Below are 17,747 nucleotides of genomic sequence, written 5' to 3' on the forward strand. Positions count from 1 at the left end.
CTCAGGCCAGGATGCGCAGCCGCGGCAGCGAGGCTGCCGCCGCCCCCCAGGCCAGCGCCGCGCAAAGCGTGATCGCCGGCACCATGGTCGCCGCAGTATTGTCCAGGAAGGGCCCGGTCACCGCGATCATCAGCCCTCCGGTCAGCATCTGCAGCGTGCCGCCCAGCGACGAGGCAAGCCCGGCGATGTCGGGATGCGGGTCCAGCGACATGACCATGGCCGTCGGCATCACCAGCCCCAGGCAGGCATTGGCCAGGAACAGCCCTGCGATCACCACGGGCAGCGCGTCGAAGCCCGCCAGCACCACCAGCGACAGGGCCAGCGACAGCCCGGCAAAGCCGGTGATCGCCAGCGAAATCACCCGCTCCATCCCGAAGCGTTCCGCCAGCCGGCCGGCGAATTGCGAGGCCGAGAAGAAGCCGATGGCATTCACCGCGAAGGCCAGCGAGAACCCGGTCGGGCTAAGCCCGTATTGCCGCGTATAGACGAAGCTCGCCGAGGCCAGGAACACGAAGAAGCTGGCCATGCCGAAGCCGCCGATCATGGTCAGGCCCAGAAAGCGCCGGTCGGCCAGCAGCCGCCGCGCCCCCGCCGCCATGGCCGCAAGGCGCACGGGCCGGCGCCGCTCGGCCGGCAGGGTCTCGGGCAGCGCGAACAGGATCAGCCCCAGACTCAGCAGCGCCGCCGCGGCCAGCACGGCGAAGATCTCGCGCCAGCCGCCGAAGGCCAGCACCGCCGATCCGGTCAGCGGCGCCAGCATCGGCGAGACCGAGATCACGATCATGATCGCCGCCATCATCTTGGCCGCCGCGGGTCCGGTCGCCATGTCGCGGATCACCGCGCGCGGCACCGCCATCAGCGTCGCCGCACCCAGGCCCTGCAGGGCGCGGGCGGCGATCAGCCAGCCGATGGTCGGCGCCAGGCTCGCCGCCACGGTGGCGACCAGAAAGATCGACACGCCGATCACCAGCGGCTTCTTGCGCCCGACCGCATCGGCCATCGGGCCGTAGATCATCTGGGCGAAGCCGAAGACGATGAAATACGAGGTCAGCGTCAGCGCCGCCCCGGCCTCGGTGGTGTGCAGGTCGCTGGCCACTTGCGGCAGCGCCGGCAGATACATGTCGATCGCGAAGGGACCGACGGCGGAAAGCAGGCCCAGAAGCAGGGCCATGCGAAACAGGGGATCGCGCATGGGAAAACCCGTGGATATATCAGATATGAGGATTGCGGACGCAGAATCGCGCCAAGGACCGTTCGCCGCCGCAGGCGCCCTGCCTGCCACAGCGCCGCGCCGGGCGCAACCCCGTCCCGCCGGCCGGAATTGATAAATGTTCAGAATGCCCGGATTCGGGCTTCCCAAGCCCGGCGGCGCCCGGCAGGATGAAATCACGATTTTTCCCGGATTCTGAACGCGGAGCACGCGGATGAGGATCTATCACCTTATCTTCATGGCGCAGGTGGCTGGTCTGCTGGGGCTGCTGGGCGCCGCCGTCCTGTACTGGTAAAAATTGCGGCCTCCGTCGCCATGGCTTGACAGGTGCGCCTGACATGCAACATTGGCGCCATGAACAAGGTGGCTGATTGGTTGTCCCATAAGAGCCCGGTCAGTCGGAAAAACGCCGCCGAGACGGTGTTCGAGGATCTGCGAGGCGCAATATTGGCCGGCCGCTTGCCGGTCGGCATCCGGCTGCCTTCCGAGGCGAAGCTGGCCGAACATTACGGCGTCAGCCGGCCGATCATCCGCGAGGCGATGCGCTCGCTGCAGACGCTGGGGCTGACGCGCAGCCGCAGCGGCAGCGGCAGTTTCGTGATCTCGGACCGGCAGGCGCCGGAACTCGCCTATGGCAATTACTCGGCGCGCGAACTGATCGAGGCGCGGCCCTTCATCGAGATTCCCGCCGCCGGCTGGGCCGCCCTGCGCCGCAACGAAGACGACATGGCCCGGCTTCTGCAGCTGTGCGACAGCATGGAACGGCAGGAGGACGCGCTGAAATGGGTGCGGCTGGATTCGGATTTCCACTGCCTGATCGCCCAGGCCGCCCGCAACCGGCTTTTCGCCCGCATCGTCACCGATTCCCGCGATGCGCTGATGCGCCAGTCCGAGCTAGTGAACCTGATGGCGGACCGGCGCGTGACCTCGAATCACGAACATCGCCGCATCGCCGAGGCGATCGCCGCCGGCTCCGAGGACGAGGCCCGCACCGCGATGCGCGACCACCTGCACGAGGTCGAGCAGGCGATGACCTGGATCATCGGCCAGCAGCCCGCCAATGCGTGATCTTCCGCCCGGCACCCGGCCGGCGCAACAATGCATCGCCCTGACGGCCCCCTGACGCAAGATCACGCATCATGCCGCGACCAAGGTGACTTGACCCCGACGCCCGCTGTGGTAATCGAAGCTGTCAGACAGATTGCGGCGGGCGGGCATGCCCCTGCCCTCGCCGCGGGTCTGCAAGGGGGGATTGCGCGACCATGCGGCTCGACACGTGACCGGAACCGGACAGAAACCGCTGCTGGCAGTGCTTGCCACCGGCGGCACCATTGCCAGCAGCCGCGGCGCGGACGGCGCCGCGCGGCCGCGGCTGGGGGCCGGGGACCTGCTGGCGCTGCTGCCGCCCATGGCGGTCGAGCTGCGCCCGCGCGAGGTGCTGGCCAAGGATTCCGCCAGCCTGACGCTTTCCGACATGCAGCGCATCAGCGACGCGGTGGCGGCCGAGCTGGCCGACCCCCGCATCGCCGGCATCGTGGCGCTGCACGGCACCGATGCGATGGAGGAAACCGCGCTGCTGGTGCAGCTGCAACACGCGCCGCGCAAGCCGGTGGTGTTCACCGGCGCGCAATTCGCCTCGGATCACCCGCGTTCGGACGGGGGGCGCAACCTGGCCGATGCGGTCCGCGCGGCGCTGCGGCCGGCGGCCGGGCCAGGCGTCACCCTGGCCTTCGGCGGCCGGATGTTCCCGGCCTGGGGGCTTTACAAGTTCACCTCGGACGCGCCGGACGCCTTCCGCCGCGTGGCCGAAGAGGGCGCGACCGTCACCCGGCCCCTGCCCGCGCCGGTCGGCGGCTTCCGCGTCGATATCGTCGCCACCCATCCCGGCAGCGACGGTCTGCATCTCGAGGCCAGCCTGGCCGCCGGGGCGCGGGGCATCGTCATTTCGGCGCTGGGTTCGGGCAATGCGACAGCCGAACTGGTCGCGGCCATCGCGCGCGCCAAGGCCCAGGGCGTCGTGGTGGTGGTCTCCAGCCGCGTGCCCGAGGGGCTGCTGTCGCCGATCTATGGCGGCGGTGGCGGCGGTCACGACATGCGGCGCGCGGGCGCCATCCACGCCCGGCTGCTGCGCCCCGGACAGGCGCGCATCCTGCTGGCGGCGATGCTGGCCAATCGCTGCACCGAGACGGAAATCGCCCGCGCCTTCGAATCCGCGCCACAGACGGTATAATATCACGCTATATCAATCTGATGCGATTGATATGGAAAGTATTTTCCAGGCGTGATTCAGGCTCTTTGGGAAGCCCCTGACAATGAGCAGCCCGCCTGTCTGGCCGAGCCGCAGATGGCGGCCACCTCGTCGATCAGCCGGGCATAGCGGGCGATGTCCTCGGGGCTGTTGAAGGCCTGGGAAAAGACGAAATGCAGGTTGCCGTCCAGCGCATGGCCGAAGATCACCGCATCGCCGTAATCCAGCCGGTCGAAGATTTCGCGAATGGCAAGGGCGGCCTCGGCAAGGCTGTCGATGGGAACGGCGATATCCTCGACGATCACCGTCGAGCCGGGCGCGCGCATGCCGCCCACGGCGGGCAGCAGCCCCTTGCGCACGTTCCAGTAAGCCGCATAGGTCCGCGGGTCATGCGAAAAGCGCACCGGTTCAAGCGGCGCGAAGGGCTCGATGGCCGCCGTCACCGATCGCATCTGCGCGGCAAGGGCCTCGGCGTCGTCGGCGCGCAGATCGACCAGCAGCGCGGCGGTGCCCCGCGGCATATGCGCAAAGCTCTCGGGCACGCCGGGCTGGTCAAGGGCCGAGCGCAGCGATGCGTAATCCATCATCTCGACCGCCGAGACCGGCTGCGCCTTGAGCGCGGTGGCCGCCGAACAGGCGATCCGCACATCCGCGAAAAAGACCAGCGCCGCCGATTGCTTCGGGGGCGCGGGCACGGTTTCCAGCGTCACCTCGCAGATGAAGGCCAGCGTGCCCTCGGATCCGACGATCAGGTGCTGGAGTATCTCGAACGGGTCGTCGTAATCGACCAGCGCGTTCAGCGAATAGCCGGTGGTGTTCTTGATCGCGAACTTGCGCCGGATCAGCGCGCCCAGTTCGGCGTCGTCCCGCACCGCGCGGGCAAGCGCGGCCAGTTCGTCCAGCAGCGCGCCATGGCTGACCCGGAAGGCGCGGCGGCTTTCGGGATCGGCAGTGTCCAGCGTTGTCCCGTCCGCCAGCACCAGCCGCATGGAGCGCAGGGTGCGATAGCTGTTCTGTTCCGTCCCGCAGCACATGCCGCTGGAATTGTTGGCGATGATCCCGCCGATCATCGCCGCCGAGATCGAGGCCGGGTCGGGTCCGATCTTGCGCCGGTGCCGCGCCAGCCGCGCATTGGCCTGCGCCCCGATCAGGCCGGGGCCCATGCGCACGCTGGCGGCATCCTCGTCCATCTCGAACCGGCGCCAGCCGTTCGGGCCCATCTTGACCAGCACGCTGTCGGTCACGCCCTGCCCCGACAGGCTGGTGCCCGCCGCGCGGAAGGTGATCGGGACGCCCGTGCGGCTGGCCGCGCGGCAGATGGCGACCACCTCGTCCTCGGTCTCGACCAGGATCACCGCGCGGGGCAGCAGGCTGTAGGGGCTGGCATCGGCGCCGTGAACGGTGCGCGAAAACGCGTCCAGCAGGAATCGCCCGGCAGGCACCACCCGCCGCACGGCCGCCGAAAAGCCGTCGAAACCGGTTTCCGGCAGCATGTCCCTCATTTCCCGGTCGCGACCGGCGTATCGCCCGGCATGCCCCATTCGGCCCAAGAGCCATCATAGACCGCCACATCGTCCTTGCCCGCCAGATGCAGGCCAAAGGCCAGCGCGCAGGCCGTCACGCCCGAGCCGCAGGAGGCGATCACGGGCCGCTCCATGTCCAGCCCGGCCTGCCGGAAGACCTGCGCGATCTCTGACGGCGATTTCATCCTTCCGGTCTCCGGGTCGGTCATGCGGTCGAACGGCACGTTCAGGCTGCCCGGCACATGGCCAGAGCGCAGGCCGGGGCGGGCCTCCTTTTCCTCGGCGGTGAAGCGCGCAGCGGAACGCGCATCGACCAGATCGCAGGCCTTGCTGTCGATATTGGCCAGCACATCGGCCTTGGAGGCGACGGCGGCGGGGTCCAGAACCGCCCGATAGCTGGCGGCGGGCCGCGCCGCCACCTCGGCTGTCACCGGCCGCCCCTCGGCCATCCAGGCCTTCAGCCCGCCGTCAAGGATCGCGATCTTGCGATGGCCAAAGCTGCGGAACATCCACCAGGCGCGCCCCGCCGACATCAGGCCGGGGGTGTCGTAGATCACCACCATGGTATCGTTGGAAATCCCCAAGGCGCCCACGGTGCGGGCGAACGCCGCCTCGGAGGGCATCATGTGGGGCAGCGGGTTGCCGGCATCGGCCACCTTGTCCACGTCGAAGAACTGCGCGGTGGGGATGTGGCGCTCGGCGAATTCCTCGGCCGCGGTCGGCGTCGCGCCAGGCAGCTTGAAGGACGCGTCCAGCAGCACAACCTGCGGATCGTCCAAGTGATCGGCAAGCCAGGCGGTGGTGACGAGCGAAGTCATGAGGGTTCCTTTCCTGTCGGATCGGCGGTGCCTTACAGCGCCACATCCTGCCGGATCATCTGGCGTTCGGCGGCGGCGGTGAAATCCATGCCGAAACCGGGGGCGGTCGGCACCTCGAAGCGGCCATTCACGGGTTGCAGGTCCTGCTCGAACAGCTCGCGGTTGGTGTGCTTCAGGGCGAAGGTGTGATGCTCGTGGATCTCGAAGTTCGGGATTGCCGCTTCCAGTTGCAGCCCGACGGCCGTGGCCAGGGGCGAGCCGCAGATATGCGCCTGCACCCCCACGTCATAGGCATGGGCCAGATGCGCGATCTTGAACGCTTCCGAGATACCGCCGACCAGTCCGACATCGGGCTGGATCATGTCCACGGCCCCGCCTTCCAGATAGGGCATGAAGCCCCAGCGGGTATAGAGCTTTTCGCCCGTCGCGATCGGGATGTCCGAGCGCCGCGCGACCTTCATATGGGCATGGGTGCTGTTGTAATGCGTGGGCTCCTCGATGAACAGGATGCCCAGATCCTTCGCCAGTTCCGAGACCTGCAACGCCCCGGCCGAGGAGCTGAAGGAATGCAGCTCGATGATGATGTCGCAATCCGGGCCGACGCCTTCGCGGATCGCCTCCAGCCGGGCGCGGAACAGCCTGCGCTCCTCGGGCGTGAACAGCCCGCGGACATTGGGGTTCCGGACGCCGGTCGGATCGACCATGATCGGATCGACCTTGACGCAGTCATAGCCCTCGGCCCGCGCCACCTGCGCGACCTCGCGATATTCACCGGGCTGGCCGCGCGGCACCACCGCCACATCGTCCCAGCCGAATTGCAGCTGGCTGGCATAGCAGCGCAGCGGCCCCGGCGTCGCCGCCCCCAGCAGGCGATGGACCGGCTTGCCGAGCGCTCGGCCCTTGATGTCCCACAGCGCGGCGTCCAGCGCGCTCATCGCGCCGAAGATCACCGGCCCGCCGCCCTCGCCCCAGAACGAGCGGCGGAGCATGGTTTCCCAGACGGTCTCAGTGTCGAAAGGATCGCGGCCCAGCACGAAACGCTCGGCCAGGGTCAGGATCATCGGCGCCGCGGCGGGGGCACCGGTGCCGAAGGGCATGCCGACCTCACCCAGCCCGGTGATGCCCTCGTCGGTATGGACGCGGGCGAAGACATGGCGCCAGGACGGGATGCCCACCTGCCCGGATTGCTCGATCTCGATGGCTTCGACCTTGACGACCTTCATGCGTCTCTCCTTGGTTTTCGGGCGGGCGGCGGTCTGCTCTCAGCGGCTCGCGTCGTAGACGCGCAGCGCCACGGCGGCGGCGCGCAGCAGCGGCACCTCGATCCCCTTGGCCTCGGCCTTTTCGACCATGTCGCCCAGGATCTGCTCGGCCTCGACCGGGCCGCCGGATTTCATGTCGCGATACATCGAGGCGGTCAGCTTCGAGTCCGGGTTGGTCAGCGACGATACGACCCGCGCCGCTTCCTGCTCAGTGGGGGCATGGCCATAAGCGCCGGCGACGGCCAGCGCCTCGTTGCAAAGCGCCGTGGCCGAGCGCACACCGCCGGGGACCGAGGCGACCTGCCCGACCGCGCCGCCAAGCAGGCAGGTGATCCCGCCGAGCGCGGCGAGGTTGACCCATTTGTCCCACATGATCTGCATGATCCGGTCCGAGGATTCCGCCGAGAAGCCCGCCCCCTGCATGATGGTGTCAAGCGCCCGCATGCGGTCGCTGATCGTGCCGTCGCGCTCGCCATAGACAAGGCTCTGGACCTCGGCCATCTGCACGATCTGGCCCTTGTCGTTGAGTTCCGCCACCACGCGGCAGGCCCCGCCCAGCACCGGCTTTTCGCCGAAGCGTTCCACCAGCCGCGCGATATGGCGCATGCCGTTCAGGGCGGGCAGGATCATCGTGCCGGGGCCGACCGCGGGGGCGAAATCCTCCATCGCGCTGTCCAGCGTATAGGCCTTCACGCTGAGCAGGATCAGGTCATAGGGTCCGTCGATCTGCGCGGCCTCGACAAGCTGCGGCCGGATCGTCAGGGCGCCATGCGGGCTGACCACCTGCATGCCCTCGCGCCGCAACTGTTCCGCCCGACGCGCGCGGACCAGGAAGGTCACGTCGCGCCCCGCAGCCGCCAGCCGCGCCCCGAAATATCCGCCGACGGCCCCTGCTCCAACGACCAGTATCCTCATCCCGCTTTCCTCCGCGCTTGGTCCGATCGGGCGGCCATCGCAGCCCTTTTTGCGTCTTGCAGTCAGGCCAAGGTTCTGCGCCCGCCCCTCCATTCCAACAACCGCAATAATAATGCGCCCCGTTGAATTTTTTTGAGAAGCCTTGCCGGGGTCCTACCCATATACCTTGCGAAACCCTGCGGGAGGGGCATGAGACTGCGGCATTTATTGCGCGCCCTGTCCAGAAGTTTCCATCGGCTGGAGGACGCCAAATCCAAGATAAAACCCATCGGGCGGCACTGCGATATGAATAAGGGCGCTTTTCAAATATCCGCCCAATCAAAAAGGACCGGCTTTGATGTCTGAAAAAGAATATATCCTGACCTTGTCCTGCGATGACCAGCCGGGCATCGTCGCCACCGTCACCGGACGGCTGGCCGATTTCGGCGGCAATATCCTGGAAAGCGCGCAGTTCGGCGACCGCACCACGGGCCGCTTCTTCCTGCGCATCCGCTTTGCCTGTCCCGGCGACAAGACCAAGGACGCGATCCGGCACGCCCTGACCCCCGCGGTCTCGCGCTTCGGGCTACAGCTGAACCTCTACGAGGCCGACCGGCTGCCCAGGATCATCGTCATGGTCTCGCGCTTCGACCATTGTTTCGAACATCTGCTGTACCAGATCCGGGTCGGCTGGCTGAAGGCCGAGATCGTCGCGGTCGTCTCGAACCACGAAGACGCGCGCGCCTCGGCCGAGGCGGCGGGCCTGCCCTATCACCACTGGCCGGTCACCAAGGAAAACAAGGCCGAGCAGGAAAAGCGCCTGCAGGACCTGGCCGACAGCACCGGCGCCGACCTCATCGTCCTGGCGCGCTATATGCAGGTGCTTTCGAACAGTTTCTCCAAGGCGCAGTTCGGGCGGATCATCAATATCCACCATTCCTTCCTGCCCAGTTTCAAGGGCGCCAAGCCCTATCACCAGGCCTATGATCGCGGCGTCAAAAGCATCGGCGCGACCGCCCATTACGTCACGGCCGATCTGGACGAGGGCCCGATCATCGAACAGCAGACCGAGCGCGTCAGTCACACATTGTCCGCCGACGATCTGGTGGCCGTGGGCCGCGATATCGAGACGCGCGTGCTGGCCAAGGCCGTCAAGCTGCATCTGGAGCGGCGCGTCTTCCTGAACGGCCATCGCACCGTGGTCTTCGAATGAGCGCGCGCGTCATCGACGGCAAGGCTTGCGCCGCGCGGCTGACGGGGGACATCGCCGAGGCCGCCGGGGCTCTTGCCGGCCGCACCGGCACCGCACCGGGCCCGGGCGGCGTGGGTCCGAGGACCATCGCCTGCCTGCTGCTCAACACGCTGCGCGCGGCGCATCGCCAGCTGAACCTGCCCGATCCCGTCCCTGGGACAGGCACCGCCCCCCTTGCAACGGAGACCATGCCATGAAGATCCTTCAATTCAAAAGCGGCAAGACCCTGCGGCTGGGCGTCTGCGAGGGCGAGCAGGTCGTCGATCTGGCCGCCGCCCTTGCGGCGCTGCGTCCCGATGCGACGGCCGAGCAGATGGCGGCGGTCGCCTCGACCTTCGATCTGCTGAATGCCGAGGGCGGGCTGGACTTGGCCGCCGATCTGGTCAGCGAGGCGCTGGCCAGGCCCGATGCCGTCCATGTCCTGCCACTGGCCTCGCTGGAACTGGGCGCGCCGATCACCCGTCCCGAAAAGATCATCGGCGTCGGCTCGAACTATTACGACCATCTGGAAGAGATGGGCCATGACGTGCCGCAGATCATCACGAATTTCCCGATGTATGGCAACGCGCTGGTCGGCACCTCGGACCCGATCATCATCCCGCGCAACAGCGAGATGATCGGCTGGGAGGCCGAACTGGTGCTGGTCATCGGCCGAAAGGCGCGCTTCGTGGAAAAGGAAGACGCGATGGACTACCTGCTGGGCTATTCCTGCGGCAACGAGGTGGTCGTCGTCGATCACATGCGCGCCGACCGCCAGCTCTTGCGCGGCAAGACGCAGGACAGCCATGCGCCGATGGGACCGTGGATCGTCACCAAGGACGAGGTGGGCGACTCCTCGGACCTGAACATCCGGCTAAGCGTGAACGGCGAGGAAAAGCAGAACGGCTCGACCGCAGGAATGGTCTTCGACATTCCGACGATCATCTCGTTCTTCAGCCAGTATTTCACGCTGCGGCCCGGCGACGTGATCTTTACCGGCACCCCCGCCGGCGGCAGCATCGGGATGAAGCCGCCGCAATGGCTGAAACCCGGCGACCATGTCGAGGTCGAGATCGAGCGCGTCGGCCGCCTGGTAAACGACTGCGTGGCCGAGAAGGTCTGACATCCCATTACTGGTCGGCCCCCTTGCCGGGGACCGGCCAGAGCCGCAGAGAGATTGCCTATCCAGCCCGGAGAGCCCCAGCCCATGCCCCAAAGACAGTCCAACCCATTTTCGCATATCGTGGCCCTGGGGGTTTTCGCGGCGCTGGCGATCGCACCGGCGGCAGGCTTCTCCGCCCCGAAGACCAGCCTTGTCCTGGCCATCGGCGGCGAGCCGGAAACCGGCTTCGATCCCCTGCTGGGCTGGGGCGCCTATGGTCATCCGCTGTTCCAGTCCACGCTGCTGCGGCGCGATGCGGACCTGGCCATCCAGCCCGACCTGGCGACGGAATGGCACCTGTCCGAGGACCGGCTGACATGGACGGTGACGATCCGCGACGACGCCCGCTTCTCGGACGGCACGCCGCTGACGGCGCGTGACGTGGCCTTCACCTTCGAGCAGGGCAAGACCTCGGCCGGCGGGCTGGACCTGTCGGTGCTGGACAGCGCGAGCGCCACCGACGACCGCACCGTGGTCTTTCGGCTGAAGAAGCCGTGGATCACCTTCGTCAAGAACTTCCTGACGCTCGGCATCCTGCCTGCCGCCTCTTACGGCCCCGATTACGGCCGCCATCCCATCGGCTCCGGCCCCTACCGCTTCGTGTCCTGGCGCGAGGGCGAGCAGCTGATCGTCGAAAGGAGTCCCGAATATTACGGCAAGCAGCCGGCATTCGACCGCCTGACCTTTCTGTTCACCGGCGAGGCCGCCGGCCTGGCGGCGGCGCAGGCGGGCGCGGTCGATATGGTTTCGGTTCCTGCCCCGCTTGCCGGCAACCCGCCCCAGAAATTCCGCGCCGTCCCCGTGCCGACCGTGGACAATCGCGGGCTGAGCCTGCCGTTTCTTCCCCCGCAGGATGAGCTCTCGCCCGCAGGGGGCAAGCTCGGCAATGCCGTGACCTCTGACAAGGCGATCCGGCAGGCCATCAATATCGGCCTCGACCGCGAGGCCATCGTCGAGGTCGCGCTGCACGGCCACGGCACCCCGGCCTGGGGCCCGGCGGACGGGCTGCCCTGGCAGGGTCGGGACGACAGCCTGTCCTTTGATCTGGCAGGCGCCAAACGACTGCTGGACGAGGCGGGCTGGATGGAAGGCAAGGACGGCATCCGCGTGAAGGGCGGCATCCGCGCCGCCTTTCCGATCCACTATCCCGCCTCGGATTCCACCCGGCAGATGCTGGCGGAAACCACCGCCGAACTGCTGCGCCCGCTGGGGATCGAGGCCACGCCCAAGGGCGGCTCGTGGAGCAGCATCGAAAAGGTGATGCATGCCGAGCCGGTCGTCTTCGGCTTCGGCAGCCATTCCCCCTATCAGCTGTTTGCGCTTTATGACGGTGCGCTGGCGGGGGTCGAATACCTGAACCCGACCTATTACGCCAATCCCAGGGTAGACGCGCTTTTCGCGGAAGCGCAGGCCGCGCCGTCGCTGGAGCAATCCTATCCGCTCTGGTCCGCCGCGGCCGCCGAATACGGCGTCAGGGGGGATGCGGCATGGGCGTGGCTGGTCAATCTGGACCATGTCTATTTCGTCGGCGAATGCCTCGACCTGGGCCGGACCCAGGTCGAGCCGCATGGCCATGGCTGGCCGATCACCGCATCATTGGCGGAATGGACATGGACCTGCCCATGATGCTGGCGGGCCGCGGTCTGGGCAGGATCATCGCCCTGCGCCTGATGCGGTTGGGGCTGCTGTTGCTGGCTGCTGCGGCGGCGGCTTTCGCGCTGATGAAGCTCTCGCCCGTCGATCCGGTCGATGCCTATCTGGGCCCCGCCATCGCGCGCCTGGGCCCCGAGCAGAAGGCGCTGATCGCCGCCGCATGGGGGCTGGACCAGCCCGTCCTTGCCCAGTTCACCCGCTGGCTGACCCGCATCCTGTCGGGCGATGCGGGCTGGAGCACCGCCTATGGCGCCCCGGTCCGCGCCGTGCTGGCCGAGCGTATCCTGCCTTCGCTGCTCCTGACCCTGCCCGCCTGGCTGCTGTCGGGCGTGCTGGGCTTCGGCCTGGGCATCGCGGCGGGGATCCGCGAAGGATCGCTGCCCGACCGGATCATCCGCATCTACGCCTATGTGACCGCCTCGGCCCCGACCTTCTGGGTGGCGCTGCTGGCGCTGACCCTGTTCTCGGTCAATCTGGGCTGGACGCCGCTTTGCTGTTCGGGCCCGATCGGCGCGCTGCCGCAAGAGGTGACATGGGTCCAGAGGCTGCATCACCTGATCCTGCCGCTTGCGGTCCTGTCGCTCTTGGGGATCGCGCAGATCGCGCTGCATACCCGCGCCAAGGTGGCCGAGCTGATGAAAGCCGATCACGTCCTTTTCGCGCTGGCCCAGGGCGCGCGGCCGGGCGACATCGCCCGGCGCAGCATCGCGCGCAATGCCGCCCTGCCGGCGCTGACCATCTTCTTCGCCTCCATCGGTGAAATCCTCGGCGGTGCGGTGCTGGCCGAGCAGGTCTTCGCCTATCCCGGCCTTGGCCGTGCCACGGTCGAGGCGGCGATGAAGGGCGATGTGCCGCTTCTGCTGGCCATTACCCTGCTGGCGACGCTGGTGGTTTCGACCGGCAACATGCTGGCCGATATCCTCTACCGGATCGTGGATCCGCGCATGCGCGGCCCGGCCCCCGTCCTGCGGGAGGCAAGCGAGGGATGAGCAGCATCGAGACCGCCCCGCGCCCCCGGCGCCGGCCCGCCGCCCTGCCGGCCCATTTGCTGTCCCCGGCGCTTGGATTGCTGCTGCTGGCGGCGCTGGGGATCGCGGCGGCGCTGATCGGCGACAGCGCGATGCGCACCGATTTCCAGGCCCGCTTCCAGCCGCCCGCCCTGGCCCATCCCTTCGGCACCGACCAGCTGGGGCGCGACATGCTGGCCCGGACCCTTGCCGGGCTTGGGGTCAGCATGCAGGTGGGATTCGCCGCAGCCACCATTTCCACCATCGTGGCCATCCTGCTGGCGCTGGCCGCGGGGCTGCACCGTGCCACCGACGCGGCCGTGTCCTTCGTGATCGACCTGTTCCTGGGCCTGCCGCATCTGGTCCTGCTGGTGCTTTTGTCCTTCGCCTTCGGCGGCGGCACGCAGGCGGTCATCCTGGCGGTGGCGCTGACCCACTGGCCGCGCCTCAGCCGGGTCCTGCGCGCCGAGCTGATGCAGGTGCAGGCATCGGACTACGTCCGCAGCTCTTACGCGCTTGGCCGCTCGCGCAGTTTCGTCCTGCTGCGCCATGTCCTGCCGCATCTGCTGCCGCAGGCGGTCGTCGGCTTCATCCTGCTGTTCCCCCACGCGATCCTGCACGAGGCCGGGCTGACCTTCCTCGGCTTCGGGCTGGAGCCCTCGCGCCCCGCCATCGGCATCCTGCTGGCCGATGCGATGAAGACGCTGGCGGCGGGGCGATGGTGGCTGGCGCTGTTCCCCGGCCTCTGCCTGCTGGGGCTGGTCCTGGCCTTCGATGGCATCGGCAATGCCGTGCGCCGGGCGCTGGACCCAAGGAGCGCGGCTCCATGACCCACCTGCTGGAAATCCGCGGATTGTCGCTGCGCTTTCCCTGCGGCGGCGTGCCGCTGGAGGACGTCACGCTGACCGCCCGCCCTGGCGAAATGATGGCCATCGTCGGTGCATCCGGCGCGGGCAAGAGCCTGCTGGCCCGCGCTGTCCTGCACCTGCTGCCCGCCAATGCGCGGATGGGCGGCGAGATCCGGCTGAACGGCATCCCCCTCTCCCCCGCCACGGCGGCGGGGATGCGCGGCAGGGTGCTGGCGCTGGTGCCGCAATCGGTGACCTTCCTCGACCCGCTGGCGACGGTGGGACAGCAGATCCGCTGGGCCGCCAGGCGGGCCGGGCTGCCGCGCAGCTTCCCGGTCGACCAGGCCCTGGCCCGCGTCGGCCTGCCGCCCGAGGTGGCCAGGCTCTATCCCGGCGCGATCTCGGCCGGCATGGCGCGGCGCGTGCTGCTGGCCGCGGCCCTGGCCGGCGATCCCGGCGTCGTTCTTGCCGATGAGCCGACCGACGGGCTGGACCCCGACAATCTGCACCTCGTGCTGCGGCGACTGCGCGCGCTGGCCGATGCCGGGCGCACGGTCGTCGTCATCACCCATGATCTGGTCACCGCCCTGCCCTATGCCGACCGTGTCGCGGTCATGCGCGACGGCCGCATCCTGGCCGAGGAGCGCGCCGCAGCCTTTTCCGGCGACGGCGCCGCCCTGCTGTCGGACTGGAGCCGCAGGCTGTGGAACGCGCTGCCGCAGAACGCTTTCGACACAGCCGGCAGGTCCACCCATGCTTGAAGCCCGCGGTCTCTGCTATCGCCACGATCCCCGCCTGCCTCTGATCGAGGATATCTCGCTGAAGATCGCGTCGAGCGAGATCCTGGGCCTGTCCGGCCCGTCCGGCTGCGGAAAATCGACGCTTGCCCGTCTGCTTGCCGGCTACCTGCTGCCACTGGCGGGACAGGTTTTGCTGGACGGCGCGCCGACAGCCCGAGGCGGGCCTTCGCCGATCCAGTATCTGTCGCAGAGCCCGATCCAGACCATGAACCCGCGCTGGCGCATCGGGCGCATCATCGCCGAAGGCGCGGCCCCCGATCCTGCGCTTGCCGCAAAGCTGGGGGTGGAGCCCGGCTGGGCGACCCGCTTCCCGCATGAGCTGTCCGGCGGACAGCTCATGCGGGTCGCCTTGCTCCGGGCAGTGGCGATCAGTCCGCGCTTCCTGATCGCGGATGAAATCAGCGCGCCGCTGGACGCGGTCGCGCAAGCCGAGCTATGGCATGTCCTGCTGGGTCTGGCCCGGGAAACGGGTATTGGCATCCTGGCGATCAGCCATGACGAAGCACTGCTGTCGCGCATCGCCACGCGCCGGATCGGCTTTGCGGACCGGATGGCCGCAATCAGCTGAAGGCCGCCGCGTAAATCTGCAATAGCACCATTTTCCCCTGAACAGCGAGGAAACAGATGCCCTCATTCCCGCCCTGGCATCTGGAACCGGCCACCGGGCGCGAATGACCTGGCCATCCGGGATGATCCGGTCCGCAGCGGGCGGGGGATAGGATCTGCGGCCCATCGACGGAATCCGGTCGCCGATCGCCGCGCCGGCTTCCAGCCGCCCCCGCCCGCAGCCAGGGCCGGGAAACCGCCTGCGCCAGCGCAACGCCGGCGGCTGCCTCGCGGAACGGGGCGCGGCGGAACAATTTCCCTGCGCATCCGTTTCTGCCCGGAAGAGGCGGCCAGCGGAATCGGCAATGGAACAGGCACTCAGATTCGGCCCGATGGGTCCCGAGACCCTGCATCTTTGCATCGATATGCAGCGGCTCTTCGCCCCCGGCTCGCCCTGGGCGGTGCCCTGGATCGAAAGGATCCTGCCCGTGGTCGCCACGCTGGTGACGGCGCGGCCCGAGCGCACGCTCTTCACCCGCTTCATCCCGCCCGCGCGGCTCGACGCGGCACCCGGCAGCTGGGCGCGCTATTACGCGCAATGGCCCGAGATGCTGCGCGAGCGGCTGGACGGCGAATGGCTGGAGCTGCTGCCGGAACTGGTCCGACACGCGCCGCCTGCGCGGGTGATCGACAAGCCGGTCTATTCGCCCTGGCACGACGGCGGGCTGCACCGCCTGCTGCGCGGAGCCGGGATCACCACGCTGGTGGTCACCGGCGGCGAGACCGATGTCTGCGTGCTCGCCACCGTGCTGGGCGCCGTCGATCTGGGCTACCGGGTGATCCTTGTCGGCGATGCGGTCTGCTCCTCGACCGACCGGGGCCATGACGCGGCGATGACGCTGTACCGCCGGCGCTTCTCGCAGCAGGTCGAGACCGCGCCGCTGGCCGAGGTGCTCGAGGCCTGGTCGGCGGGCTGAGGCCGGGAACAAGCCCGCGCCCGGCAGGTTTCCGTTCCGGGCCCCGGAGGCGGGGCCGCCCGGCAGGCCCGCAGGAGGATTCGATGTCCGCAGCACGCATCAAGACCCGGAAGCAGAAGCGCCTTCCCATCCCGATCATCGCGGCGGCGGGTTTCCTCCGGTTCTGCGACGACGGAGCGGCTGGTGCGCCGCAGCCGGTGCGCAGGGGCGGCGCCGGCAGGGACGCCGCCCGCCGCCCGGATCGCCCCCGACCGGGGCGGGCCGCCCGAGCGAAACGCCCCGGCAACGAACCCGGGGCGACGCATTCCCCCCTGACCGGCCATAGGGGCTGACGATGCCCGGCCGGAAGCTCCCCTCATGCATTCCCCCGGCCGGGATCGGGCATTTCTACCGCAATGCCGACCTGCACGGGCTGTGTCTGGCGCTGTGGGAAGAGGGCGGGCCCGGCAGCGATTCGGTGGCGGAATACCTGCGCGACGCCGGCGCCTCGGTCGAGGTGCTGGTGAATGACGCGCCCCCGTCCGTCTCGCCGGCCCTGCCGCCGATGATGGCGCGGCACCGCCTCTCTGCCTTCTGGACCGCGGAGGAGCAGGCTGAGATCCCCGTCGCCGGCGCGGGGGCGATGGCCGCGACGCTCGAACGCCCGGACCTGATGCAGGTCGATGCGGCGGTGCTGAATCTGCGCGAGCCCGCGGCGCTGGCGCACAGCCTGCAGGCGGCAGGCATCCCCTTCGTCATGTTCACCGCAGGGCCCGAGCTGCATCCGGGCCTCTATCCGCATGGCAGCTGCGTGCCGCGCCGGGACGGTCCCGAGGCGCTGGCCTCGGCCGTCCTGCTGCACAGCGCGCTTTACCATGCCTGCCTGTGCTGCACGCCCGAGATGACGGTGACGGAGATGATGCCCCGGCTGCGTGCCATGGCTCGCTTCCTGGTGCAGGATGCGGCGCTGGCCGACGACCTGGTGGCCGATGCGCTGGAACAGGCCCTGGCCCTTCTTCCGCATCTCTGCTCCGAGCGCGACATCGGCGCGCTCCTCGTGCTTCTTCTTGAGCGGATCTGGGTTCGGCAGAAACTCTCCCGTCCGACGTGATTCAGTTTTGTCTGTTTGCGCGGATGAGGATGGCTGTGATGATGATCAGCAGCAGGATGGCGAGGACGGCGAGCCTCTGCGGCAGGAGGCGCGGGCCGGGGTTGCGGCGGGCGCGGGCGCCCTGGGCCAGCTCGGCGCGGCGCGCCAGGCGCAGCTGCTCGGGGCTGACCGGGGTGCCCGCCGCCTCGTCGTCGGTGCCCAGCGGCGCCGCCGCCGGGTCGGGAAAGCCCAGCTTGTCGCCGGTCCGGCCGGCGTCGATCTCGGCGCGCAGCCGCGAGGGATTGGCGCCGCGGCTCTCCTCCGGCCGCCTTTCCGTCTCCGTCTCCGGCCCGGGCGCGCGCGCCTTCTCCGTCGCCTTCTCCGGCCCGCTCATCGATCCGGTCCCACGGGGCGGAAAGGGGGCCTTGCGGCCCCCTCTCGCCCGGGTTCAGCGGCGCCCGCGCGAGGCATGGCGCCGGTCGTCGTCATCGTCGCGGCG

The 17,747-nt window shown here is 68.8% G+C and carries 17 protein-coding genes and 1 pseudogene; 12 read left to right on the forward strand and 6 right to left on the reverse strand.

Annotation, left to right across the window (positions count from 1 at the left end):
- Position 1: 1 nt before the first annotated feature.
- Positions 2-1,192: a multidrug effflux MFS transporter gene (locus PARJ55_RS0120880; protein WP_028714719.1), complete on the reverse strand. Its 1,191-nt coding sequence runs from the start codon at positions 1,190-1,192 to the stop codon at positions 2-4.
- Positions 1,193-1,585: 393 nt separating this feature from the next.
- Here PARJ55_RS0120880 and PARJ55_RS0120890 point away from each other — a divergent pair, with 393 nt between their 5' ends.
- Complete coding sequence (locus PARJ55_RS0120890; RefSeq protein WP_232215769.1) at positions 1,586-2,278, forward strand: FadR/GntR family transcriptional regulator; 693 nt, start codon at positions 1,586-1,588, stop codon at positions 2,276-2,278.
- A 208-nt stretch (positions 2,279-2,486) separates the two neighbouring features.
- Positions 2,487-3,440, forward strand: coding sequence for an asparaginase (locus PARJ55_RS0120895; RefSeq protein WP_028714721.1), 954 nt, complete (start codon positions 2,487-2,489; stop codon positions 3,438-3,440).
- Between the two features lie 56 nt (positions 3,441-3,496).
- Here the strand turns inward: PARJ55_RS0120895 and PARJ55_RS22850 are convergent, their stop codons facing one another.
- From PARJ55_RS22850 to PARJ55_RS0120915, 4 genes are read right to left on the reverse strand one after another with little or no spacing between them, the layout of a single operon-like run.
- Positions 3,497-4,951 (reverse strand): FAD-binding oxidoreductase, encoded by a 1,455-nt coding sequence (locus PARJ55_RS22850; protein ID WP_051416403.1) that lies wholly within the window; start codon positions 4,949-4,951, stop codon positions 3,497-3,499.
- 5 nt (positions 4,952-4,956) lie between these two features.
- On the reverse strand, positions 4,957-5,799 hold the full coding sequence (sseA, locus tag PARJ55_RS0120905; RefSeq protein WP_028714722.1) for a 3-mercaptopyruvate sulfurtransferase: 843 nt from the start codon (positions 5,797-5,799) through the stop codon (positions 4,957-4,959).
- Positions 5,800-5,831: 32 nt separating this feature from the next.
- A complete protein-coding gene (locus PARJ55_RS0120910) occupies positions 5,832-7,022 on the reverse strand; it encodes a mandelate racemase/muconate lactonizing enzyme family protein (RefSeq protein WP_028714723.1) in 1,191 nt (396 codons plus the stop codon).
- Between the two features lie 39 nt (positions 7,023-7,061).
- The gene (locus tag PARJ55_RS0120915; protein ID WP_028714724.1) at positions 7,062-7,976 is read right to left on the reverse strand and encodes a ketopantoate reductase family protein; all 915 of its coding nucleotides are present in this window, start codon (positions 7,974-7,976) and stop codon (positions 7,062-7,064) included.
- A 337-nt stretch (positions 7,977-8,313) separates the two neighbouring features.
- On the opposite strand from PARJ55_RS0120915, the gene purU reads away from it, so the two are divergent.
- From purU to PARJ55_RS0120965, 10 genes and pseudogenes are all read left to right on the forward strand, one after another.
- Positions 8,314-9,168, forward strand: a complete 855-nt coding sequence (purU, locus tag PARJ55_RS0120920) for a formyltetrahydrofolate deformylase (RefSeq protein ID WP_028714725.1) — start codon at positions 8,314-8,316, stop codon at positions 9,166-9,168.
- A 14-nt stretch (positions 9,169-9,182) separates the two neighbouring features.
- Positions 9,183-9,404, forward strand: a pseudogene (locus PARJ55_RS0120925) (hypothetical protein); the annotation flags it as partial.
- Complete coding sequence (locus tag PARJ55_RS0120930) at positions 9,401-10,309, forward strand: fumarylacetoacetate hydrolase family protein (protein WP_028714727.1); 909 nt, start codon at positions 9,401-9,403, stop codon at positions 10,307-10,309. The pseudogene PARJ55_RS0120925 and the gene PARJ55_RS0120930, both read left to right, overlap by 4 nt.
- Positions 10,310-10,393: 84 nt before the next feature.
- Positions 10,394-11,974, forward strand: a complete 1,581-nt coding sequence (locus PARJ55_RS0120935) for an ABC transporter substrate-binding protein (protein WP_051416404.1) — start codon at positions 10,394-10,396, stop codon at positions 11,972-11,974.
- The gene (locus PARJ55_RS0120940; RefSeq protein WP_232215770.1) at positions 11,959-12,990 is read left to right on the forward strand and encodes an ABC transporter permease; all 1,032 of its coding nucleotides are present in this window, start codon (positions 11,959-11,961) and stop codon (positions 12,988-12,990) included. Before PARJ55_RS0120935 ends, PARJ55_RS0120940 begins: the two co-directional genes overlap by 16 nt.
- Positions 12,987-13,838 (forward strand): ABC transporter permease, encoded by an 852-nt coding sequence (locus tag PARJ55_RS0120945; RefSeq protein WP_028714730.1) that lies wholly within the window; start codon positions 12,987-12,989, stop codon positions 13,836-13,838. The genes PARJ55_RS0120940 and PARJ55_RS0120945 overlap by 4 nt, the downstream gene beginning before the upstream one ends.
- Positions 13,835-14,617 carry an ATP-binding cassette domain-containing protein gene (locus PARJ55_RS22855; protein WP_036698754.1) on the forward strand — a complete coding sequence of 261 codons (783 nt, stop codon included), beginning with the start codon at positions 13,835-13,837 and terminating at the stop codon, positions 14,615-14,617. The genes PARJ55_RS0120945 and PARJ55_RS22855 overlap by 4 nt, the downstream gene beginning before the upstream one ends.
- Positions 14,610-15,224: an ABC transporter ATP-binding protein gene (locus tag PARJ55_RS0120955; RefSeq protein ID WP_028714731.1), complete on the forward strand. Its 615-nt coding sequence runs from the start codon at positions 14,610-14,612 to the stop codon at positions 15,222-15,224. The genes PARJ55_RS22855 and PARJ55_RS0120955 overlap by 8 nt, the downstream gene beginning before the upstream one ends.
- Before the next feature lie 343 nt (positions 15,225-15,567).
- Positions 15,568-16,179 carry a cysteine hydrolase family protein gene (locus PARJ55_RS0120960; protein ID WP_028714732.1) on the forward strand — a complete coding sequence of 204 codons (612 nt, stop codon included), beginning with the start codon at positions 15,568-15,570 and terminating at the stop codon, positions 16,177-16,179.
- Positions 16,180-16,513: 334 nt separating this feature from the next.
- Positions 16,514-17,269: a hypothetical protein gene (locus tag PARJ55_RS0120965; protein ID WP_028714733.1), complete on the forward strand. Its 756-nt coding sequence runs from the start codon at positions 16,514-16,516 to the stop codon at positions 17,267-17,269.
- A 1-nt stretch (position 17,270) separates the two neighbouring features.
- Here PARJ55_RS0120965 and PARJ55_RS23145 read toward each other — a convergent pair whose 3' ends face one another.
- Positions 17,271-17,642 carry a hypothetical protein gene (locus PARJ55_RS23145; RefSeq protein WP_051416201.1) on the reverse strand — a complete coding sequence of 124 codons (372 nt, stop codon included), beginning with the start codon at positions 17,640-17,642 and terminating at the stop codon, positions 17,271-17,273.
- Positions 17,643-17,747 lie beyond the last annotated feature (105 nt).

The sequence above is a fragment of the Paracoccus sp. J55 genome (assembly GCF_000513975.1).
GTDB lineage: Bacteria > Pseudomonadota > Alphaproteobacteria > Rhodobacterales > Rhodobacteraceae > Paracoccus.